The 25194-nt window shown below is 34.2% G+C and carries 16 protein-coding genes; 14 read left to right on the top strand and 2 right to left on the bottom strand.

The features are described 5' to 3' along the window. The first annotated feature begins 181 nt into the window (after window positions 1–181). The 13 genes from HOG71_14035 to HOG71_13975 all read left to right on the top strand — a co-directional run bounded on the left by HOG71_14035 (window position 182) and on the right by HOG71_13975 (window position 18363). The gene (locus HOG71_14035; protein MBT5991966.1) at window positions 182–2881 is read left to right on the top strand and encodes an AsmA family protein; all 2700 of its coding nucleotides are present in this window, start codon (window positions 182–184) and stop codon (window positions 2879–2881) included. 127 nt (window positions 2882–3008) lie between these two features. Next, the gene (locus HOG71_14030) at window positions 3009–3710 is read left to right on the top strand and encodes a hypothetical protein (protein ID MBT5991965.1); all 702 of its coding nucleotides are present in this window, start codon (window positions 3009–3011) and stop codon (window positions 3708–3710) included. Between the two features lie 60 nt (window positions 3711–3770). Next, window positions 3771–4520, top strand: coding sequence for a DUF481 domain-containing protein (locus HOG71_14025; GenBank protein MBT5991964.1), 750 nt, complete (start codon window positions 3771–3773; stop codon window positions 4518–4520). 1 nt (window position 4521) lies between these two features. Continuing rightward, entirely contained in the window at window positions 4522–5166 is a 645-nt protein-coding gene (locus HOG71_14020) for a CoA pyrophosphatase (protein MBT5991963.1), read from the top strand. Between the two features lie 50 nt (window positions 5167–5216). Beyond that, window positions 5217–6116: a hypothetical protein gene (locus tag HOG71_14015; protein MBT5991962.1), complete on the top strand. Its 900-nt coding sequence runs from the start codon at window positions 5217–5219 to the stop codon at window positions 6114–6116. A gap of 368 nt (window positions 6117–6484) precedes the next feature. Continuing rightward, the gene (locus HOG71_14010; GenBank protein ID MBT5991961.1) at window positions 6485–7747 is read left to right on the top strand and encodes a replication-associated recombination protein A; all 1263 of its coding nucleotides are present in this window, start codon (window positions 6485–6487) and stop codon (window positions 7745–7747) included. A gap of 3 nt (window positions 7748–7750) precedes the next feature. Beyond that, entirely contained in the window at window positions 7751–8164 is a 414-nt protein-coding gene (locus HOG71_14005) for a hypothetical protein (protein MBT5991960.1), read from the top strand. After that, window positions 8161–8649 carry a hypothetical protein gene (locus HOG71_14000; GenBank protein ID MBT5991959.1) on the top strand — a complete coding sequence of 163 codons (489 nt, stop codon included), beginning with the start codon at window positions 8161–8163 and terminating at the stop codon, window positions 8647–8649. The genes HOG71_14005 and HOG71_14000 overlap by 4 nt, the downstream gene beginning before the upstream one ends. A gap of 57 nt (window positions 8650–8706) precedes the next feature. Then, window positions 8707–9807, top strand: a complete 1101-nt coding sequence (locus HOG71_13995; protein MBT5991958.1) for a DNA replication/repair protein RecF — start codon at window positions 8707–8709, stop codon at window positions 9805–9807. 175 nt (window positions 9808–9982) lie between these two features. Next, on the top strand, window positions 9983–11416 hold the full coding sequence (locus HOG71_13990; protein MBT5991957.1) for a hypothetical protein: 1434 nt from the start codon (window positions 9983–9985) through the stop codon (window positions 11414–11416). Between the two features lie 51 nt (window positions 11417–11467). After that, window positions 11468–13354 (top strand): T9SS type A sorting domain-containing protein, encoded by a 1887-nt coding sequence (locus HOG71_13985; GenBank protein MBT5991956.1) that lies wholly within the window; start codon window positions 11468–11470, stop codon window positions 13352–13354. Between the two features lie 231 nt (window positions 13355–13585). Then, the gene (locus tag HOG71_13980; GenBank protein MBT5991955.1) at window positions 13586–17752 is read left to right on the top strand and encodes a hypothetical protein; all 4167 of its coding nucleotides are present in this window, start codon (window positions 13586–13588) and stop codon (window positions 17750–17752) included. A gap of 35 nt (window positions 17753–17787) precedes the next feature. Next, the gene (locus tag HOG71_13975; GenBank protein ID MBT5991954.1) at window positions 17788–18363 is read left to right on the top strand and encodes a DUF3109 family protein; all 576 of its coding nucleotides are present in this window, start codon (window positions 17788–17790) and stop codon (window positions 18361–18363) included. A gap of 48 nt (window positions 18364–18411) precedes the next feature. On the opposite strand, the gene HOG71_13970 is transcribed toward HOG71_13975, so the two are convergent. Together HOG71_13970 and HOG71_13965 are read right to left on the bottom strand one after the other, a co-directional pair. Next, entirely contained in the window at window positions 18412–20331 is a 1920-nt protein-coding gene (locus HOG71_13970) for a tetratricopeptide repeat protein (GenBank protein ID MBT5991953.1), read from the bottom strand. 177 nt (window positions 20332–20508) lie between these two features. After that, window positions 20509–22791, bottom strand: coding sequence for a T9SS type A sorting domain-containing protein (locus HOG71_13965; protein ID MBT5991952.1), 2283 nt, complete (start codon window positions 22789–22791; stop codon window positions 20509–20511). 396 nt (window positions 22792–23187) lie between these two features. On the opposite strand from HOG71_13965, the gene HOG71_13960 reads away from it, so the two are divergent. Further along, entirely contained in the window at window positions 23188–24825 is a 1638-nt protein-coding gene (locus HOG71_13960; protein MBT5991951.1) for a GDP-mannose dehydrogenase, read from the top strand. Window positions 24826–25194: the final 369 nt, after the last annotated feature.

Raw genomic sequence — 25194 nt, 5'->3', positions numbered from 1 at the left:
GTAAATCGCAAATACTGTCTGCCAATGATAGGGCTTTTTGTAATTTCATACTACAAATATACAATCTATCGCGCTGATTAACAGGTTCTTGGATTCGTTTTTTGCTCGTGTTTATCCACATTTACCATGCAACGGTCTTAATTTGATTATTCTTTCTTACAGTTACACACATTTGTTCAATATGAAGAGAATACTAAAAATTTCTGGGATTGTTATCCTTTTATTAATAGCTGCCATAATTGTTTTACCTTTTGTTTTCAAGGGAAAAATAATTCAAATTGCAAAAGAGCAGGCAAATGCAAACCTACATGCGGTTGTTGATTTTGATGAGGATATTAAGCTAAATCTGATTAAAAGTTTCCCAAAGTTTTATCTTGAAATCAGAGATTTAACGGTTGCCAACAAAGTACCATTTGAAGGTGATACCATTGCCAATATTGGAAGTTTAGCCGTTAAGCTTAACTTGATGGAAGCCATTAAAGGGAAATTGGAAGTTAAAGCCTTATACTTGGATGAAGCACGAATTTATCTGCACGTACTTAATGATACAGTAAAATATACCGGAAATTGGGATATCATGATTCCTTCTGAGGAAACTGATGAGGATGAAGCTGAAGAAGAAACAGATGAAGCAGCAGTAAGTTTGCCTGTCAAAGACTTAAAAATTACGAATAGCTATTTTGTGTATCAGGATGATTTGTATGATATGCTAATCGATTTGAAAGATTTAAATCTGGAAGGAAAAGGAGATTTTAGTCAGGAAGTATTTGATTTAACTACTATAGCAAGTGTTAAGCAAACCGATTTTGCCTATGGAGGGATAAAATACCTGTCAAAAGTGAATACAACTTTGGATGCTATTTTTGGATTAGACCTGAATACATATACCTATACATTCAAAGAAAATTCACTTAAGCTGAATGATTTCGAACTCAATTTTGATGGTTTTATGATTATGCCCGAATCGGATATTGATTTGGATATAACTTTTGAAGCTCCTTCCACTGAATTCAAGAATTTGATATCATTAATTCCTGTTGTTTATGCAAAAGATTTTGAAGGATTATCAGCTTCTGGAGATGTTAATTTCAATGGCAAACTCAAAGGAGTTTATGGTGGTGAGTCCATACCGGCTTTTAACATTAATTTAGGAATTAATAAAGGCATGTTTAAATATCCCGATTTACCAGCTGCTATTAATAATGTATTTATTGATTTGCAAATTGATAATCCAGATGGCATAATTGATCATACGGTGGTGAACCTTAAAAAAATGCATGTGGAGCTTGATAAGGAGCCCTTTGATGCATCTGTTTTATTAAAAACGCCTGAATCGGATCCATACATATCTGCATCTATAAATGGCAAAATAGATTTAAGCCAGATCAAAAATATTGTAAATCTTGATGAGCAAACACAACTGCAAGGAATTGTACATTCAGATTTAAAATTGAAGGGGCATATGTCTGATATTGAAAATGAGCGATATGAAAATTTTTATGCTTCTGGAAATGTGATTTTTGTGGCACTAAAATATTTTAGCGAGGACTTTAATAAAATGCTGGAAGTTCCTCAATTGCATTTGGAGTTCTCTCCTGAGTTTGTGGATTTAAAAGAATTATATCTACTGGTTGATAATAGCGACATTGAAGCCAAAGGAAAACTAACCAATTTTATCCCTTATCTATTCAGTGATGGTGTTTTAGCAGGAAATCTTATGATAAATTCTAACTATCTGAATTTAAATACCCTGTTAAAAAGCGATGAAAAAGAGACAAAGGGTGAAGGAAGCGATGAAGGAGAAGTCAGTGACAGCAGCAATGGAATGACAGCAGTAATATTGCCCGATAATATTGAATTTGTTATGAATGCCAGTTTTGGGACATTGATTTATGATAACATTGATTTAGATAATGTGTTATGCAAGTTGATTTTGAAAGAAAGTAAACTTGAAATAATTAATCTCAGAGCAGGAATTTTGGGTGGAGAAATTATTGCAAATGGTTTTTATGAAACCATAAACCCTGATAAACCAAAAATGAAATTCAAGCTCAAAATTGATGAATTAAATGTGAAGCAAACACATCAGGCTTTTGCAGTTGTTCAGAAATTTGCCCCCATTGCTAAATTCATTGAAGGAGGATTAGGAGGCGAGTTGGATATCGAATCTGAATTAGGAGAAGATTTGAAACCACTTTGGGAAAGTCTTTTTAGTAAAGGCAAGTTGGTTATCAATCAAATGAAAGTGCAGGAGTTTGCACCTGTTAATATGTTGGCCAATACACTCCAAATGGAAAAATACAAGAATCTGGAAATTAAAAACGTCCGCCCATCTTATAAAATTCAGAACGGAAAGTTTTATTTAGATTCAACTGATTTTAAAGTTGACAAAACTAAATTCAATGTCAAGGGGTGGAATTCCTTGGATAAAAAAATGGATTATGTCTTGAAAATAGATATTCCTGCGGAAGAATTCAAATCAAAATCAACAAGTATTTTGGCACAATATGGATTGTCTAATGTGAATCTTCCAATAGGCGAAACAATAAAGGTAGGTGCAAATATTACAGGTTCAATTGACAAGCCAAAGGTTAAAATTACAACGGTGGATGCAAAGAACACGGTTAAAGATGCTGTGAAGAAGAAGGTTACCGAGGTTGTTGATCAGCAAAAAGAAGCTTTGGAAAAACGACTTTTAGAAGAAAAAGAGAAGCAGCAAAAAATGTTGGAGGAAAAAGCCAGACAAGAAACGGAACGATTGAAGCAAGAAGCTGAAAAAAAGAGAAAGGAGCTGGAAGAAAAAGCCAGACTAGAAGCTGAAAAGAAGAAGAAACAATTGGAAGAAGAAGCCAGAAAGAAATTGAAAAAGATTTTTGAGTAAAATAAAAATCATGAATAATCTATTATTGCTTTTTCTAATTCTTTTGAGTGGTGTATTCTTTAATCAATGTTCGAATGGAAAATCTTCAACTGTTAATGAAGTTAATCCTGAATTAGATTGTAATTGTTTGTTTGAAGATGAAATGTTTGCTCAATTAAAACAATTACCAGATTTTAAGATTAATAGAAATTTTAAGGTTTGCTCTAAAAATAGATTATATCTTGAAGGAATAAATATTATGCCTGCTGGAAAATTTTATGTTCTTGATTGTGTTCATAACAAAAAGGTTTTTGAATCAATAAATGAATATGAATATCAAATACGTGCTGAGTATGGAAACTGGATAATTTCATTATTACATAACTTGCCTGATAATACTGAACCAAGGAATGCATTTGGAGCTAAACCATTATTAGATTTTATACTTAAGATTGAAAATGGCAAATTAATAGTATCAGAAAAAATTAGTTATGAATTTCCTAAATTTAACGAAAATGAAATAATTAGTGCTATTAAAAAGTATAAAGAACGACTAGCATTATTTAATACTAATCCAACAGGAGAAACGCATACTCAACTGATATTTAATATTTTGCCATTATATTGGTGTGTTTTAAATGGAAGCATAGAGGCTCAAGAGTTGCTTGAAAAGCATTTATTGGTATTTACGAAAGAAAAAATATCAAAATTTATGGATTATGATATGTACGATAATCCAGATAATCCATATTCACTCAAGAACAGGCTTTTTCAAGATGTGGAATTGATGCTGGAATCAATTAAAATAATTAATAGCCTTAGCCTTTTGAAAGAAGAAATGTATAAATAGAAACATACTTGCTTTATTGAATGACACATTTGTATTATTAGAAATTTGTAATAAAGGGACATGAAAAAATTGGTTTTTTTCATCTATTTAGTTTTTACAGGATATTTCACTTATGCGCAAGTGGTAAACATTGAAAAAAAACGTGGCTCTGATTCAATAAAGTTTCAGGGAGAGGTTTTTTTAGCCATTGACTTTGATAAAAATGCTTCTGAACTTTTTGAGCTGAAGAATGATATTCAATTGCAGTATCAGCATAAGAAATCAACCTATTTGTTTTTAAATCATTTAAAATATGTAAGGGCAGGAGGTAAGCCCTTTCTGAATGAAGGCTTTCAGCATATACGTTATAAATATGACTTTAATACAAGTTTTCTCGAAGGAGAATTGTTAACGCAATACCAGTTTAATACAATTAACAAATTAGAACATCGATTCCTTTTTGGTGGTGGTCCTCGCTTTAAACTTTTTGATAGTACGAATTGCAGCATTTACATGGGACCTTTGTTTATGTATGAATATGAGAAATTGTCAAATGAAACATTAGCAACAGATGCTGTTAGGATCAGTTCGTATGTGGCATTTTTTTACAAGTTCCCTAAAGCAATAAGTCTGAAACATACAACCTATTATCAACCGCTATTGACTAATTTTTCTGATTATAGGATTTCATCAGAAACCAGTCTTAATTTTTCTTTGAGCAAGAAATTTGCTTTTAAACTGATCTTTGAGTTTTTGTATGATACTAATCCACCGAAAACGGTACCTAATATCATTTATTCCATCAGCAATGGATTAAATTATTCTTTTTAAAATGATTGAGATAATTAACCTTAATAAGCTAAAGATCATGCTTTCCAAAGAACTTCCCGGAGAAGATGCTCAATATAAGATGGCTCCAAAAATCAGGAAAGAGTTTGCTGAGCAAATGCTGAAAAAAGGTCCGGCACGAGATAGTAGTATTCTGATTTTATTATACCCCAAGGATAATGAATTACAAACAGTTTTTACCGAACGTCATGCTTATGAAGGAGTTCATTCTGGCCAAATTAGTTTCCCTGGTGGTAAAAAGGATGAGGAGGATATTGATTTTGAATCGACAGCCTTAAGAGAGGCATTTGAGGAAATGGCCATTGTGCCCAAGGATGTAAATATTTTAGGTCAACTAAGCGATTTACTGGTTCCTCCAAGTCGCTTTCTGATTCACCCATTTATTGGTTATTCGGAAAAAAGACCTGATTTTATTCCTCAGCAGAGTGAGGTGAAAAGTTTTTTTGAAGTTCCATTAAGTTTGCTTCAAAATCCAGAAATAATTAAGGAAACTGAATTAAAAATGGCTAATGGAGAGTTATATAAAACTCCTTATTATGACCTATATGGGCATATTGTATGGGGTGCAACAGCCATGATAGTCAGTGAGTTTTTGGCTGTATACCAGAATATTCCATTGGAAGATTGAAATTAATTGGTTACTATTGCAACCTATGCTTAACTAATGAAAAAGTATTCATGAATAAATATCGATTAATATTAAGCTTTATTGCCATTATTGCCACACTATCGGTGTTCGGACAACAAAAAAGCAGTGCTTGTAAATATTTGAAAAGTGCTTCAGAAAGCTATTGTGAAGAAAATTTCAAAAAGTCAACCAAGTATTTAAAGAAATTGGTAAAAAATTATCCGGAACACACATTGATTGATGAAGCAAATTTTGCCATTGCAAGCTCCTTTCAAAAACGGGGCAAAAACGACCAAGCAGAAGCAGGTTATTTAAAATTGCTAGAACTTGATAATACACAAGCAGTAGACTCGTTTGGCTATGAATTGTTCGATTGCAATTATATGCAGGCTGCCTGTCGGAATATATTAATTCCTGATTTTCTTCCATCATTGCAACATGAATCCTGTCTTAACCTTGCTTCTATCGCTTTTGATAAAGGTGACGTTCAAAGTGCTTATCAATATATTCGCAAAGCTGATAAAAAATATCGTTATTGGTTTGGATGTGGCACAGGTGATTATGAAGAGGATATGCGATTATCTCAATACTATTCACGTTATTATGAAGCCATTAATCAAAACGATTCAGCTCTTACAATTGTACTCCCTTATGTATTTGAACCAGCAGCATTTCCAAATATGCAGTACAATAATATTATTGAAAGAACGAAAAAATTACTGCTTACTAAGTACGGTATTGGTCAATACAAAGCTTTATTAGACACCGCCATTGAAAATATCATTCAAGAGAATTTAGGAGATGATCATCACACAAGCTATCGTTATTATGTATTGTTCGAAGGTGTATATATTCCTGCTTCTCCCATGTATTTGTTTGAACATAATGGAGACAAGAATGAAGTGATAAAGTTTATCAAGAACACTGGTTTTTACCAAGCAATTCAATAGTATAACCCGTTTAACAGTTAAGATTTAATAAGTCAAATCTGATTGGTGTTTTATGTATGTTTCTTAATGATTCTTCTTCGTGTGTCTTTGTGTATCCTTTGTGCATCTTCGTGACAGAAGTTATTACACGAAGATTCTTGAAGTTTCATAAAAACCATTAATATCCTAATTGAGTTTTATTCATCTAACAAGTGTTTCTACATTTCTTTATCAACTGCTAAACGGGTTAGTATATTTATATTGAGCAATAATTATTATGCTGCCTTAGGTTTCTTGCTTGAAATCCATTAACTCTTTTTGTATTATTATTTCTGTTTTAAAAGTCATTCAACGAAATTTGTACAATTGTATATAAAATCAATTGTTTTATGACTGATAAGCCTTTAGCAGAACGTATGCGTCCTCAAAATCTCGATGATTTTATCGGACAAGAGCATTTAGTGGGAAAAGATGCTATTTTACGTAAGGCTATAGAAGGCAAAACAATTCCATCGATGATATTCTGGGGGCCTCCTGGCGTTGGGAAAACTACTTTAGCATCGATTATTTCCAATCAGTTAGATAAGCAGTTTTTTGCTTTAAGCGCCATATCAGTTGGTGTAAAAGAAGTAAGGCATGTTATTGAAATTGCCAAAAAAGGGGGGCAGGTAATTCTTTTTCTGGATGAAATTCATCGTTTTAATAAAAGCCAGCAAGATGCATTATTAGGAGCCATTGAAAAAGGCCTGATATTATTTATTGGAGCAACAACTGAAAATCCATCATTTGAAGTTAATTCGGCACTGCTTTCCAGATGTCAGGTCTATATTTTAAAGGACTTGGAAGAAGAAGGTTTGAAAAATCTTGTTGCAAATGCAATTGAAAAAGACGAAATATTAAAAGAAAAGAAAATAGAAATAAAAGAGTGGGAAGCTATGCTTCGCATATCAGGAGGGGATGCACGTAAGTTGCTGAATTTGTTAGAACTTGTTGTGACTCAATCTGGCAAAGACAAAGTTGTTTTAACGAACGATAATGTAACCAAAGTCATTCAAACCAATTTGGCATCTTATGATAAAGCAGGAGAACAACATTACGATATCATTTCGGCCTTTATCAAATCATTGCGAGGAAGTGATCCAAATGCTGCAGTATATTATTTAGCCCGGATGTTGGCAGGAGGTGAAGATCCTAAATTTATTGCCAGACGAATGTTAATTCTTGCTTCTGAAGATATTGGCAATGCCAATCCGAACGCATTGTTATTGGCGAATTCCTGTTTTCAATCTATTACCGTAATTGGCATGCCTGAAGGCCGAATAATCTTGTCCCAAACAGCAATTTATTTAGCCACCTCTCCAAAAAGCAACGCCTCTTATATGGCCATTAATGAAGCATACAGTTTAGTTCAAAAAACTGGAGATCTGGCAATACCTTTGCATTTAAGAAATGCACCTACCAAACTAATGAAAAGCATTGGTTATGGGAATGATTATAAATATGCACATAGTCATGAAGGAAATTTTGTTGATCTTGAATTTCTTCCAGATAAAGTGAAAGGAACAAAATTATACGATCCGGGAAATAACAGTCGTGAAGAGGAAATCAGGAAAAAGATGAAAGCTCTTTGGAAAGAAAAATATGGGTATTAGAGAATGAAAACGATAATCCAAATAAGTGTACTGCTTTTCCTAATAGGAAGTTCAGTTATTTCAGTTCAGGCACAAATCATAAGCGAGGAAATTGTTTATCAGGATTCAGAAGTTGATTCTGTTCCTGAATATATTGGTGGCAAAGTAGCTATGATGCAACACATTCATCAGGCTATAATAGATGTAGATTCAAGAGGTTGTACAGGCATGTTAATGGTTTCATTTATTGTTGAAATTGATGGAAATGTTTCCAATGTCAAAATTATTCGACCACTTTGTCAAAAAGCTGATGAAGCGGTGATAAATGCTGTAAAAACAATGCCTTTGTGGAAACCAGGGATTAAAAATGAAGAATATGTTCGGGTTCTAATTAATATGCCTGTTCGCTTTTTATTACCCGTCAAGGAAAACGAATGAAGATAGTAACAAAGTATTTTTTGTTTGTTCTTGTTTTGCATATGTTTTCACAAGCAAATGCATTTCAGGCTGATACATCAAAAATTGATTTTAAGGGTTCAGTGGTTCGCTTGAAGTATACAGTAAACCGACAAGTTTCAGAAGCTCCTTTCAGTATAAAAAATAATACTGGAAAATCGATTACAGTAGAATTACAAGGAGCTTTTTTAGTTAGAGGAAAGCACTATGATCCTTTAGCTAAACCCAAAATGAGTATGTACTATCGAAATAAAATGAGGAAACTGGACGAGATTTCTATTCCTCCAGGAAGGAAAGTAAATTTCAATTTGGTATTTAAGCCTTTTACTATTTATACTGGCTCTACCTACACCATTTTATGTCAATTGCTTGTTGATGGTCAAAGGATAGATGCAGCTTCTCCAATCAGCATGTTTAAATTAGAGCAGGCCGATAAAAACAAACTAAAGAATACTGAGCAGAAGTAGTTCTGAATCCTCCTTTTCATATCCGTTTCATTCAATATCTTTGTGTCATAAGTCAGTATGCTTTTTCTTAAGGAATTACATAGCGAAAATTTTAAAAACCTGCAGTCATTTGATATCAAATTTGATTCAAAATACGTCTGTTTTGCGGGAAATAATGGAGCAGGTAAAACCAATTTACTGGATGCCATTCATTATCTGGCTATGGGTAAGAGTTATTTCAATTCAATCGATCAGCAAAACATTAATTACGAAAAGGATTTTTTTAATATTAGCTGTTCCATTGAAAAGCATGGGGAGGCTCATGCTCTTTTCTGTGCCTTTGTTAAGGGAATGAAGAAGAAGATAAAGAAGGACGGTGTCGACTATGAGAAGCTATCTGACCACATCGGGCAATTTCCTGTTGTGATGGTAACGCCTTACGACAACAGCCTCATTACTGGTGGAAGCGAAGAAAGAAGACGTTTTCTGGACATGATTATTTCTCAATTCGATTCGGAATATTTGAATGCATTGATATCCTACAATAGATTACTGCTACAGCGAAATGCACAGCTCAAGCATATGTTTGAGCATGAGAATCGAAATGCTGCACTTTTGGATGTGTATAATGCACAATTGTTGAAACCAGTTCAATTAATTTTTACAAAAAGGCAAAAATTTATTGATGAATTCTGTGAATTAACACTGAAATATTATGCACAAATAAGCAATCAAAGTGAGCAAATAAGTTTGAAATATAAAAGCCAATTGATTGATGCTTCCCTTCATGACTTATGGAAGGAAAGTTTTCAAAAAGATTATTTTACACAACGAACAAATGTTGGAGTTCATAAAGATGATTTAGAATTGGAGATTCATGGTTACCCAGCCAAGCGCTTTGCTTCGCAAGGACAACAGAAATCCTTTCTTCTTTCCATGAAGCTGGCGCAGTTTAGTATTATTAAATCGTCAACTTCCATCGAACCTCTATTTTTATTGGATGATATCTTCGATAGGCTCGATCGTGACAGGACAACACGCCTGATGGATATTATTACAACCAATGGTTTTGGTCAGATTTTTATAACTGATACCAATGCAGATCGGGTGAAAGAAGTATTTGGAAAGTTAGGGAAAGAGATACAGATATTTTTGGTGGAAGATGGGAAAGTGAATTAGCATTAGTATAAATGCAATTCGGATTAAAACATTTGTTATCCCTTTATTCTGAATAATTGTTAATTACGATAAGATATATTATCTTTATCTAGATTTCAAATACCAGAATCATTTGATTTAGAGTATTTCACAATTGAATTTGGAGGATAATTACAATTAACTAACTCTTGAACTGATGAAAAAACTCTTATTCACCTTTTTTGTAATTTTGCTTTGCTTGAACAGCAATGCTCAACCTGCTTTTCAAAGACTATATCCATTACTTCCTGCCAATTCTTATGAAAATAGGATTCATTTTTTTGACACCTTAAACGGTATTGTATATTCTAATAAGGGAAATGCAAAAACTACGGATGGAGGAAAGCATTGGATTCCGGTGAATGAGTGGAATATCTCTCCTGTTTATTTTCTTAATGAGAATATTGGTTTTGGATTCAATGGTTCTTATTTCTGTAAAACTTCAAATGCAGGAAAAACCTGGAGCTCTATTTCTCCTCTTTATCCTCAATGGGGAACGAAGATATTTGCTTTAAATGAACAAAGTATTTTTTGCTATAATGTGTATTATGGCAAGTGTAAAGTATCAAGAGATGGAGGCAAATCATGGTCTTCTCAATATTTAGGGAAACAAAATTATGATCTCTTTTTCGTTGATCAGGCATATGGATGGTTGTCTGGTGATAGTGGAACAATATACTCAACCATCGATAGTGGCTTATCATGGACTGCTCAAAATTTGAATACATTGGATACCTTAAAGTGTATCTATTTTTTAAACAGAGATACGGGTTGGGTAGCAGGTATTCGTGGGAGATTATTTAAAACAGTTGATGGAGGAAATACCTGGGCTTCGGATACTATAAGTATTCATAATATTGAATATATAGAATTTATTAATGCCAATTATGGAATGGTAATATGCAAAAATGAAATACTTATTACAAAAGATGGCGGAACTACATGGCAAAGTAAACAAATAGGGCAGGGATATAAGGTGGAATTAATCGACTCCTTGCATTGTTATTTATATAGGCCTGGTAACTTCAATAGTGTTGGCAGCTCATTTATTGGGTTTTCTTCAGATTTTGGACAAAACTGGAAAACTCTTTATCCAGAAATCGTTTTTATAAATTCAGCTTGTTTAAGTGACTCTAATGTAGCTTGGGCAAGTGGTATGTTTACTTCAGGAATATTTTTTACAAATGATGGTGGAGCCTCGTGGGAAAACCAGTTTGATACGAATACATCTATTGAATGCATTTATGCTCATAAGAATCATGTATGGGCAAGTGGTAGTCATTTTTTGCTTTATTCAGATGATTATGGATCAAATTGGGCTAAAATTTCAAATAATTATTATAAAAAATTATTTTTCATCGATAGCATTGTTGGATTTGGGATAAAAAGTTATGAATTTTTTAGAACTTTAGATGGAGGTAAAACTTGGTCAAATTCATTTTCATTTGGTTGTTGTTATACAGATTTTCAATTTATTGACAGAAACAATGGATTTCTTTCAAATGAACATAATATTTATAAAACGACAGATGGTGGGATAAGTTGGACAAAAGTTTACACAAATTCAAATGAAGAAATAAGCGAAATTTAGTTTATCAGTAATAAAATTGGTTGGGCAGTAGGAACTAATGGATTTCTTATTATGACTGAAGATAGTTGTAAGTCTTGGAAAAAACTTAATTCAGGGATATCCAGAGACATCAGTTCAATTAGGATGTACAATAAAGATACGGGATTGATTGCAAGCCGAGATAGTATCCTTTCTACAATTGATGGCTGTAAAAATTGGACAAAAGTTTTTGAAGATTGGTTTAGAGGTCCCGATCACATTCAGTTTAATGAACAAGGGTTTACTTGGTGTTTTGGATTATCCGCTCTTTACAGAATTAATAATTATGGTCTCCCGTGCAATTTCAGTGTTGATCTTGGTAATGATACTTCAATTTTCATCTATGATACTATTATTCTTAATCCAGGCAAAGGGCATCGTGAATACTTATGGAATGACCAGACATTTTCCTCCACAAAATTAGTGGATGCTTTTGCTATTGGACTAGGAACCCATAATATAGCTGTTAAGGTTTCTACGCAGGGTGGTTGTGTAGCAACTGATACATTAAAACTTACAGTGCAGGGTTGTACTAAATCAATGAACATTGGCAACGATACAAGTATTAATAATTATCAAAGTATTGGATTTTCTGCAGGATCAGGCTACTCAGCATTTAAGTGGTTTGATAATTCAACTTCACAAACAATCAACTTATCAGGTGCATTACTAGGAACAGGAACACATCAAATCTTTGTAAGGGCTATCGATTCAAATGGATGTATGGGTGGAGATACATTGAACCTCACTGTATCTGGGTGTACTTTCCCATACTTTGGTTTAGGAAACGATACATTTTTATTTACATCTCAGAAAATGACATTATTTGCTGATTCAGGATATTTGGAATATACTTGGAATGACAATTCAAAAAACCAAAGTATTGAAGTGGATGGAAGTAAATTGAACGCTGGAGATTATTACTATTATGTTACTCTGAGAGATTCAATGAACTGTGCTGGAATAGATAGTATCAAGATTACTGTAAAAAATTGCAATATCAAAGTTGAATTAGGCAATGACAGTTCTATTTGCGCAGATACTAATATTATTTTGGATGCAGGGAAAAACTTTGATAGGTATATCTGGAATCATGGAACAGATTCCACACAAACGATTAATGTTTCAAAATCTGGAGATTATTTTGTTCTTGTGACAGATCAGTATAATTGTCAAACCTATTCAGATACTGTCTCTATCACTATTTATCCGCTTCCAATAGTTAATCTGGGTAATGATACATCACTTTGTAATAATGATATTCTAGTTTTAGAAGCAGGAATGCATTTCAAATATTATGATTGGAATAATGGGGTGGATACTAATCATAACTTTGAAGTTACTCAACAGGGTACTTATTTTGTGCTTGTCACTGACCAAAACGGATGTTCAGATACATCAAATATGATTCATATTAATTATAATCCTTTACCATTCACTTTTCTTGGAAATGACACAGTGATATATGATAATCAGTATCTCTTATTAAGTGCAGGAACAGGATTTAAAGCATATAAATGGCAGGATAACTCCGTAGATTCAATTTATACAGTGAATGGAGCTTTAGCTGGGCTTGGTAAACATATCTACTATGTGACCATTACTGATTCAAATAATTGTACATATACAGATAGCATCGAAATAACGGTTATTAAATTCCAGCAGATTGAACTTTTTGGAAATTTTGAATTTGAAATATTTCCAAATCCAGCTGAAAATGAATTGCTTTTGAGTTGTCCTGAAAAAGGTAGTTTTAGTATCAGCATAATTGACCAAACTGGAAAAGTTTCTCAGAAAATGATACTTGAAATGCCAATTCAAAATAAGGCTGTAAACATTTCAGAGTACCCTTCTGGATTTTACCTAATTCGAATTGTTGGGGAAAATAAAATCTCTTTGAAAAGATTCCTGAAAATGTAATCTATATTTTTGGGAAATGTGTTTGTGAATTTTTCAACATCCAATGGTTTTGGTGAGATTTTTATTAAGATACTAATGCTGAAGAGTGAGCGAAGTATTCTATAATCTCAACAAAAACATACAACTGTTTACTATTTCAGAGGGGAGAATAACGGTTTAGCAATAAATTTGGAAATGCCTGCCAGATAAATTAAATTCGTTCTAATTAATGCAATTTTTTAGCATTTGAGTATGAAAAGAATCTTTCTGGTTTTAATAGCATTTTTCCCTTTATTGACTTTTTCACAAGTCGATTTGCTTTCCCTATCACCATCGGTGCTTTCGAAAGGTCAAGCATCTTTACTTTTAGTTAAAACACAAGATACTCGTTTTGATTTATATGCTCCATCAGTTAGTTTTGGTGCTGATATTAATATTCTCTCCACTCAGGTAATTACACCCACTTTATTGAGTATTGAGTTAGATGTTCCAAGCTTTCTATCAGATGGTTATCGAGATTTACAATTGAATTATTTGAACCAACAATTTATTTTTGATGATGCTATTCAGATTATTGATGGTGCATCAAGCATGTCGTTGAACCTGCATTTGATGCCTTATGAATTTCTCCGAATATCTGATTTTGATCCGATAAAGGCAATGGAAAATCCATTGATTTTTAATATTATTTTTTCAAACGATCAAAGTAGCAGAACAGTCAAAATTCGATTCTTATTAAATAGTATTGATTATGGGGAATTGCTTTTAGCAGAAAAAAACCTGCAAACATTGCTGCCCGGTGATCTTCTTTCTATTACGAATCGTGATTTTGATGATTATTTAATAAATGGACAAGCCGATTTATTCCTGAAGAAATCAGCTGAAACATCCTTTCTTCCTTCAGGTGAATATGAATTAATTATTGCTGTTTTAGATGATCAGGAAAATATTTTATTAACTGATGAACACAGTATTTATCTGGATAATAACTTTCCTGATATCGATTTGATTGGACCTGGAAACTCAGTTTTCGAAAATCCGGAAATTTTAGATCCGGGAATTCAGTTTTTTCAGTGGTTTTCTTCGGGTTTCTCTTTTGACTTTAAACTGGTGGAAGTGATGCACGGACAGGAGTCTGCCGAAGAAATAATGACAAATTATCCTGTTTTTATCGCAGAAGCTTTAACAGATAACTATTTGAACTACACTTCTTTTGCGGAACTATTGGAAGAAGGAAAAACCTATGCATGGCAAATCAGCAGCCATTATTTGGCTTCAAAAGGTGATCAAAAAGTGTATAGTGATGTTTTTTGGTTTAGTATTTCAGAAACCAATGATGGTTTTAAGCAATTTGAAAAATTGAAAATTGTGCCAGAAAAACTCATCATTGAGCCAAATAGAAGTTTTCAGTTTCAGTTAGTTGGAATTACTAAGGACAATGAAGAGGTTAAATTAGATGCTGTGTGGGAAGTTCTGCCCAACAAATATGCTCAAATAAATTCAAAAGGGGTATTTAGGTCTGATAAATACATGACTCCCGTTCAAGTCAAGGCCAGTTATAAAAATCTTATTGCTGAGGCAAATGTTGTAATTTCAAACCAAACACCGGGAACCGAAATAAATGTATCAGAAATTGTTGATGATTTGTTTGGCCTTCATGTCAAAAATGATTTATACGTCAGCCTACAAAGCAGAGAGTATACCGAGGTGGAAAGAAAATTTCAGTACAAAACCGATTTATTTGAATCAATGGAGTTGGATTTTTCAGCTGAAGGTCCTATTTTATGGGATGTTTTATCGGATAACATCTTATTAAATCCTGTAAGTGGACTGGCAACCTATGGATTTATTTCCCCCGATTTAGAACTTATTAATGAATCAGGAAAGAGCTATAATGCCAAACTAAATGTTGATTATGACATTACTTATGCTTTGCCAACGAAATCAAACTCCATTTCTATTTTAGATAGTTTCGCTTGTTTTGGATGTGGGAATGCCGATAGCATTGAATCATTATATGTGCATCACAAAATAGGCAGAATAAGCAGGGATGTTCATGTGCATAGCCTTTTGGCTGAAATCGTATCTATCGAATTAGAGAATAATCGTATAGTTTGTCAGTCGAATGTTTATCCCAAAGGTGGACAAATTCAGTGGTTTTTTGATGGGGAGTATAAATCTGGAGAAGAGGTATACTTCAATCAGGTTGATTCACTTTTTAAAAGAAGAATTGTTCTCAGTTATCAAATTGATCAAGTGTTTTATCAGGATACTGTAATAATTAGTATCAACAAATTTAATGAGCTTGGAAAACAGCTTCAGTGGGAAAGAGTGATTAATGCGCCTGCAAAAAAAGAAAGGAATTTTGAAGATGAGGAAGATATTCAGTTTGTTGTGTCGGAATTCCGTGAATTAGATAAGATCAATATTCTATGTCCACATAAAGGAGATACGGTTATCAATGGCGAAATTCTCATTGTTTGTGAAGTGAATCCTCGTATAAAAATTGATCCGAGTAGCGTTCAAATTTTCATAGCTTCAGCAGAAGTTAGTTCACAAGTAAGGGTTATCGGACGTACAATTTCGGCTCTATTCACAACCAAAGTCCGACCAGATATCTATGACATTGAGCTCCGATTCAGGGATGTAAACAAGCAAATCTATTTTAAAAACTGGTCATTTTTCATTGCTAATAGAAAAATGAAAAAAGAAAAATACAGCAACTCATCATTTGAAAAAACGACTAATAAACTGGGCTTTAAAGGATACTTAAGTACTTCTGCCAGGTATAATAAATTAAGTGGACCCGATTCCTATTTAAGGCAAGAACCCAATCAGTACAATAGTTTACGTTTTAATGGTAAAATCAGTTATAAAAAGCTCGATATTCCAGTACGGATTAGTTTGAGTAATCAGGAAAATACTTTTCTTCCCTATCGAAATCGCTTTATGACTGGTTTGGAAACAAAGAAGTTTAAATTGCATATTGGTGATTTCAATCCTTATTTTCATAAGCAGGTTCTATATGGTCAGCCAATAAGGGGCGTTAATGTTTCTTTCCTGCATAGAGGAATGGAAATCTCTTATGCCAAAGGAGAAGTAGCACGAAGCGTTGAGGGATCCACGCATATATATATGGATGGACAAGGATTTCCTCCATCAAATTTACAGCCCGATTCATCTTACTTATTGGAAGGGAATTACCAAAGAGATATTTCGGTGTTAAACCTGAAATTCAATGCCATCGACAATACAACGTTTAACATCATTTTCTTACAAGCAACTGACGACACTAATTCAATTACATATGGTGGTTATGCGAGTCAGAATTTTGTGTTTGGTGCCAGCAATCAGGTGAAATCAAGGAATAATATTTTTGAAGCAGATTTTGGTGTTGCCTTGAGTGTTACAACCGATGATATACGCAAAGGTGTTTTTACCAAATACCAAATTGATGAATTGTTTGGATCAGATCTCCCCTTTTTTCCTGAGAACTTCAAATGGTTAATTACCCTAAATAGTACAACCAAGCCACTTAATTGGAATAATCGACCTCCTTTGGCTCTTTATGCAAAAGCAAAATTGAATATCCTGAAACAGCATTTCTATTTCAAATTTGATCGCATTGGTAGCACTTATTTTTCTTTCGGGAATCCATATTTACTAAATGACCGATTAAAGTATAGTATTGACGATCGGTTTTCATTTTGGAAGAAAAGAGTTCATGTTGTATTATCGTATACAAATTATGTGAATAATCTTTCAGAAATACAATCCGTTACAAAAAACACCCAAATTGCAGGAGCGAAGCTGAACTTCAATTATTCGAAAAAATGGCCTGTTTTTTCATTCTCCATGCGTCAGTATTTGCGCAATGAATGGATGACCAAGACGGGTAATGCATATCAAAGTTCGGCTATTCAACATGCAACCGCAGGGGCTAATTATCATTTTAAAACGGGTGCAGTAAAACATAATTTAGGTGTTTCCTATAATCATTATTTAAATCAGCATAGCATAGTAAATATATCAGATCAAACCAGTAGTTCTATTAATGTGAACATCATGGAGCAGCTTCCTTATAATATTGGTTTCAGTGCTTTCTATCAGAGCTTTGTTCAAAGTGTTGACACGACTGATTTGAGTTTACAATACACCCTTGGTTTCAGACTTAGCTGGAAAACCAATAATAATAGAATCAGAGCTGCAATTTCATCCAATACCGTTAGTGTTGAACCTGCCTTATTCAGTTCACAATCTTTTCGTCAGGTGCACAAATTTGAGCTAACCTATCGAATTATAAAAAACATGGATCTTACTGCTCAACTGGGTTATGGTTCATTTGAAATGTCGGGTATTGGTTCTCAGTTTTATGAAGAGTTTTGGGGCATGTTACGACTTAACTATGTCATTCGCTAAGTGAAATTATCGATATTTGCTTTAATAATTTTGCTATGGTACATATTGATAACACGCTTGTTTCCTTCGATTTATTTAAAGAACAATTTATTTGTGATTTACCCAATTGCTTAGGTGCATGCTGTGTGGAAGGAGATTTTGGTGCTCCATTAGAGCAGGAAGAAGTTAAAGTTGTAGCGGATAATCTGGAAAAGATTAAACCTTACATGACTGCTGCTGGTCTGGAACTTCTTAAAAAAGATGGTTTCCACGAAACTGATCCCGATGGAGATTTGGTTACTACCTGTGTAAATGGTCGCGATTGTGTTTTTGTCTATCATGAAAAAAGCATTTACAGTTGTGCCATTGAAAAAGCATTTTTAAATAATGAAATAGACTTTCGAAAACCAATTTCGTGTCATTTATATCCTGTTCGTTTGGGCAAGGTTAAAGAGATGGTTTCGGTTAGTTATAACGAGTGGCATATTTGTAGTCCGGCAAGAGTATTAGGTAAACAAGAGGGAGTTCCCCTTTATGTGTTTTTGAAAGATGCTTTGATTAGACGATTTGGAATTTCCTGGTATACCCAGATGGATGAAATTGCAGATGATATTCTGGAAATGGATACATAAAATTCGGATTTCTAATTCAACCTGCAATCTCAAATCCCCGATTTGCTGTCAATTACAATACTGCTCAAGCATACCATATGCTCTTTCAAAACCTAAATTAGCAGATTTTCTTAAATCTTCACAAGCTGATTTTTTCTGATTCATTTGTAAACGAATGACACCTCTGTTATAAAGTGCCTCAGCATGATCGGGCATGAGTTCCAAACAGGTATTGAAATCAGCCAGCGCTTCATTGATTTTTCGCTCTCTGGTATAGGATAGTCCCCTGTAATTATAGACAGCATAATAAGAGGGCTCAATTTCAATAGCCTTGTTATAGTCGGCCATAGATGCCTCCCAGTCTTGTTTGCTGGCCAGAGCCAATCCTCTGTTTGTAATAGCACTTACATATCTATTATCAATTTCAATGGCTTTTCCAAAATCCTGAATAGCTCCATCAATATCCCCACTATTGGCTTTGGTAATCCCCCTGTTATTAAAGGCCATGGCATAATCAGGAAGCAATTCAATGGCTTTATCATAATCTTCAATTGCACCTCTTGTATCGCCTTGTTGCATGCGCACAAATCCTCTGTTTAAATAGGTTGTTGCAAAGTTGGGGTTTAGTTTAATCGCTTGATTGTAATCCTTTAAAGCGGCTGTATAGTCTCCCAGCTCATCAGCCTTAGCCATGCCTCGCTGATTCCATGCTTTGTATACTTCTGGATACTTGTCAATAACATCATTCCAAACACTTACACTGTCTTTCCATACTTCACAGCGCTTGTTAGTTTGAAATAACAGAAAAATTGCATAAACAAGCACAGCTCCACGTAAAAGGTTTAATCGACTTTTGTTTTTTTGCAGGGCATCCCGATAAAGAAATCCTAGAATAAGGAACAAACCAAGTGAAGCGACATACATAAATCGATCGGCCATTACAAAATCATTTATTTGCAGAATTTGAAGGACCAAAATGATATTCAAGACGAAAAACAGAAATGCAAATGCGTAGTCATTTAATTTCTTTTTAAACAGATAAATAAGCAGGAAAACACTGGCAATAAGTGGTAGTGTCGAAAGCCAATAAACGGCTGGAATTGATTCACCAATTGCAACCGGATAAGGGTAAAAAGCCGACAATCCAAAAGGAATAATTGTTTTTAATATATACATGCTAAAACCATAGCAGGCAAAAACAAATCGATGGACTATGGGAAGGGTGTTTTCTTCCGCAATAGCTCCAATTGAACTTTGTGATAAAATGGCTAAAATCCCAAACAAAATTCCAATGGCAAAAAATGGTATTTTCTCTAATATAACTTTTTTATCGAGGAGCTTTCGACCTTGATACCAATCTAATAAAATCAATGTTGGTGCAAGTGCAACTGCCATCGTTTTTGACAAAACCGACATCAGAAAAAGGTAGAGCGCCCAAACAAAGTATTTCTGTTTCTTCTTAGATAAATAAAGATTGTATGATATCAAGGAAGCAAAGAAAAAGAAGGCATAAAGTACATCCTTACGTTCAGTAACCCATGCAACTGATTCGACATGTAAGCTGTGTAATCCAAAAAGTAGTGAAGCAATAATGGCAATTTCAATTCGATCAAATAACTGTCGGATAAAAACAAAAATTAATAGCGTAGTTGCCAAATGCAATAGGATGTTGGTAAAATGAAAAATAGCTGGATCCAACCCACCTAATTGAATGTCTATCATAAAAGACAACAATGTTAGGGGGTAATATCCACCATAATAGAATTCTGAGAATAGCGTAACAATATTATTCCAATTAAACTGCTGGATATATGGATTTTCGCTTACATAGGCAATATCATCGAAATTCAAAAGTCCATTCTTGAATGCAGGTAAATAAGCAATTATCGTGGCTGTTAAAATGCCAATTATCCAAAAAATGGGTGAGTTATTTTTCTTAATTGGCTGTTGGACTTTTTTCTTTGGAGTTTGTTTTTTATCTCTTCCCATGGTTAATGTTAAAGACTTCAAAAGGGTAAAGTTACGGATTATTGTTTAGTAGAATAAGGGTATGAGATTAAATAAAGTCTTTCAATAATTGCATTTAAAAAGCCTGTTGGCTAATAGTAAAATAAGAAATAAATGGATTTATTTGAATCGGAAGAGATAGTGAGCGCTGAAAAATGTCTAGTGACTCAATTTTGTTATGGAAATTTCGCCATCAATATTGGTGGTTTTTAAGAGATAAAAACCAGGCTCCATAACAGGAGGTGTTAAACTGAATTTGCTGGAATTGATATTGTTTTGTGAAAATACCAGTTTTCCGGATATATCAAACAATTCAACTTTTTGAAGTAAAGTAGATCCATTTCCAGCAATGATATTGATTCGATTAGTGAAAGGATTTGGCCAAACTTGCATTTTGTCTGTTTGATCATCATCAACTCCAAGGAAATTTGTTACTTTAATTACACCTTCATAAGCAATTAAGTTTCTTCCGGATATTACAATGTGTAATTGGCCTGTATCTGCTGCATAAAATGAGAAACTGACATAACCATGTTGGTCGGTATAGGCCACTTCATGAATACTATAATCTTCACTTGATATAGATACTAAAGCATTTTTGACTACTTTTCCTTCTGCTTTTACCTGAAATGTAAAATCAGCAAAACCCGGTTTAATTTGAGTTAATCGATTGCTACTTATGTTCTTGGGTTTTTGTGTATAAGGCATCATGCTTGGATCTCCAAGGATTAGGAAATGTTGCATGGTTTCCTTGGTTTCAGAATTTGCCGAATTATCGGTAAATGCTTCATACATTTTCATTTTACCATAAATCATGGCTTCACCAAATGTTTCTGTTTCTCCTTTCAAATAACTGAACAAAGCATATTTGCCCAAAGTGTCTGATAGGAAAAATGGTGTTAGCTCTGTTGCGCCCAAAAATATGGCAGCACCTTTATCAACGCCTACATTCATGAATCTTTCTGCAAAACAATCACCGTAAGCAAAGTCAAGATCTGAGTTTGAACAGGCAACGCTTATAATGGCTGGTAGTGCATTTGTATTTTGTAAACCTGTACTAATTGTGTTGCGACTGAATGTTCCCGTGGTTAACCAGGCAGTTTCATCTCCGTGGCCAATATAAAACATCCAGCTTCTGCCAGCATTTAATGCATTTAATATATGGTGGTTTGTAAAGTTCTGCTGAGTAGCTCTCAGGTTATTTACCTGATCAAAGCCATTGCTTTTAAATTCAGCTGTCACATGCTGGCCATGCAAATCGTCTAAATGAGAATTGCTTGCCGCACTAACGGCTTTATTGAACCAATTGGTGCTGTCATTAACAACAACATAGCGTTCGTAGTTAATGGTTTTTTCAACATAAATATCACATTCCTCAACCGTGTTGACAGAAAATCGCCCAACAATTAGATCCGGAAGATAATCATCATCATTAATGGTTGCATAAGAATGGTCGTTTAAAGCATTGTATACTCCATTGAAAGCTGGAATGAAATCGACATCACCAATAAATAAAACATATTCCAAACCTTCCATGTTTGCACTATCCTGTAAAAAGGAAGTTATCAGGTTTTTAATATCCTGAGGTTCTCTTTTATTGGATAAATCAGAAAGTTTAATAACTCTTGTTTTAATCCCCTGTCTGTTTTTCCATTCGGCTAATGGTTTAATGCTTTGTGCAAAATCGTCATGCGTAATGATGAGCATTTGAGGAGGTATTCCATCCGATGCATTTCTGCTTTTAGAATCATATTTTTCAACCAAACTGTTGCTTATACGATTCATCGCATTTGAAGAAGAAATGCTTTTTTCTTCTTCAGTAAGCTTAACTCTATTAAAAGTTAATTTTAATTCTAGTTTTGTTACAACTTCAATACTATGCGATTCAGGAAAGTATCGAACAGCATTTATCTGTAGATCAACAATTCGGTTTGAGGCAAAGTATTTTGCTTCTCCCAAGGAAACATAATTTGTTGGATAAATAGAGTTACCTGTGTAATATGTATTGTCTATTTGAAATTCTGTTGGAATAGATGCTAAATAATCATTTCTGTTTTGTGGCTTTTGATAAGGAACAGGTCTGATGTTTTCGATTCTTTCAGTTTCGATCGAAATGATGTCTACTGCCAATTCTTTTCCCGCAGGTACTTCAATAAATCTGGTAAAACGAGGTAATTGGGGATATCCTTGTAAAGTAGTAAGTCCTGAGCCGGCTATGTTTATTTCATGATAGAGCTGTTTGTTCTTCTTAATGTCGATGATTTCAATCTGAGGAATTTCGAACGTAAGCGTTTTGCTTTGTGCATTAAGATCACTGATCTCGAGTACAGTTGTATTAATGTCTTTGTTAAAACTTACATGTGATGTTTGTGCATTGCATGTAAGATACAAGACAATACTCAGTAGAAATGTTAGGCTCGATATATAAAGTCGATTGATCATAATTTTGTAGCAGTATGGAAAAACGTTAAGTTTGATACTGAATGTTCAAAAACCATACAATGTATTGTTCCGGACCTATTATGTATACAAATGTACTCAATCTTATTGATAATTAATGCACTACAAACCTTCAGTTTCTATTAAGTAGGCTGAAAATAATACATCTTAAGTAATACAATAATAGTGGCTTATCATTAATGAATTTTTTCGCATGTGTGTTTTCGCTTAGCAATATTTCAAGGCTTCTTATGATTGGAAAAGAATTAAACAGCATTGTCTTTATATGAACCATTTGTCCAAAATCGGGAAAGTGACTGCTTTGTGATTTTTATAAAATATTCCTTAAATTGTGTTTTAATAATACTGAAAAATATTCACTCCTTAAATGATTATTATATGAATTACTCAATTACCCCATCAGGGGAAAAATTTGCAATTCCAGCAAAGGAAGCTTATGCTGATGAATTTAAGCGTATAAAAACATTAGCCGATAAAGCCAGAGCTGAAGGGAAAGAAATTGTCGTAGTAATGGGTTTGGGTTTTGTTGGTGTTGTCATGGCAGCTATAGTAGCCGACACTGTAGATGAAAGTGGTAATCCAACTAAGTTTGTAATAGGTTGTCAGCGCCCCAGCGTGCGAAGCTATTGGAAGATACCTGTTATTAATCGAGGTGTATCGCCTGTAACTGCTGAGGATCCTGAAGTTGCAGAGATTATTGATAGAACAGTCATTAAGAAAAAATCGTTTGTAGCAACTTACGACAGCGATTGTCTGAAATTAGCCGATTGCGTTGTCGTAGATGTGCAATGTGATTTCAAGAAGAAAGAACTGGGCAATATGAAAAGCGGGGAAACCGATATGGCCGCATTGGAAGCAACCATTCGTACTATTGGACAGAAAGTTCCACCAAAATGCCTAACACTCATTGAAACAACTGTTGCTCCAGGTACAACCGAATATATAGCCTGGCCTATTTTGAAAAAGGAATATCAGAATAGGGGAATTGCCGAAATACCCCTATTGTCACATAGTTTTGAACGTGTTATGCCTGGGAAAGAATATGTATCCAGCATTCGTGATTTCTGGCGTGTGTGCTCAGGTTGTGATGCAGAAGCTCGAGGAAGAGTAGAGAAATTCTTGAGAGAAGTATTGAATACAGAGGAATTTGAATTGACTGTAATGGACAGACCCATTGAGTCGGAAACGACAAAAATTGTTGAGAATTCCTATCGTGCATCAATTTTGGCTTTTATGAATGAGTGGAGTTTATTCGCTGAAAGAAATGGTGTAGACCTGATCAAAGTTTATAAAGCCATTAAAATGCGTCCAACCCACAGTAATATTATGTTCCCCGGACCCGGGATTGGAGGTTATTGCTTACCAAAAGATGGTGGCTTAGGATACTGGGCTTACAAACATATACTTGCTTTTGATGATGGCGATGATGTATTTAAAATGACTCCTTTAGCCATAGATACCAATGACACAAGATCCTTGCATGTGGCTGAATTAACACGAGATGCATTGCGTAATTTGGATAGATACATTGCAGGAACCAATGTTTTGATTTGCGGTGCAAGTTATCGTGAAGATGTTGGTGATACACGTTATAGTGGTAGTGAGCTTGTGGTTAGAAGGTTGACTGAAATGGGCGCATGGGTTCATGTACATGATTCGTATGTTGACAAATGGTGGGAGTTTGAAGTGCAAAACGATCCCATGGAAGAGGCTCATAGCTGGAAACAATTTTTTAGGAATCAGGATGGCTTAGAAAATATAAAAGTCCAGAATGATTTGCCCTCAGCTTTGAAAGGAATGGAGGCGTTGATATTAGCGGTCCCACATACGGAGTATAAGAACCTGAATCCGGAGGATATTGTAAAATGGGCAGGTGGACCAATGGCTGTAATTGACTGTTTTGGTATACTAAATGATGAAGATATCCGAAAATATTTTGAGTTAGGTTGTGAAGTGAAAGCTTTAGGCAGGGGTCATATTCAGCATATTAAAAAGCAGGTTTTGAGGGATAGGTAAGTGTCTGGAGGTAGAAGTGCCTAGAGTGCCTAAAGTTGGATTTAATGGAGTGCCTAAAGTTTAATTATCTCTTAACTGAGTCATTCATTGGAGGATCGAGATATTTCAGAAGAAGCCTATACTCTCAAGAGGAAGGGATTAACTTTATACTTTAGACACTCTAGGCACTTTAAACTTATTTGCCTCCCATCTGAGTCACTCATTTGAGGACCCAGGTGCTTTGTATCTTATAAGTAAGTGCCTAGAGTTTGAAGTAATGGAGTGCCTAAAGTTTAATTATCTCTCATCTTAGCCACTCATTTGAGAACTCAGAAGTTTTGAAAACCTACTGTGCTTTTAGGTGGAGGGGATTAACTTTACACTTTAGTC

This window comes from Bacteroidota bacterium (assembly GCA_018698135.1).
Lineage (GTDB): Bacteria > Bacteroidota > Bacteroidia > CAILMK01 > JAAYUY01 > JABINZ01.
The sequence above is the reverse complement of the archived record's forward strand: the minus strand, read 5'-3'. Positions and strand labels throughout refer to the sequence as shown.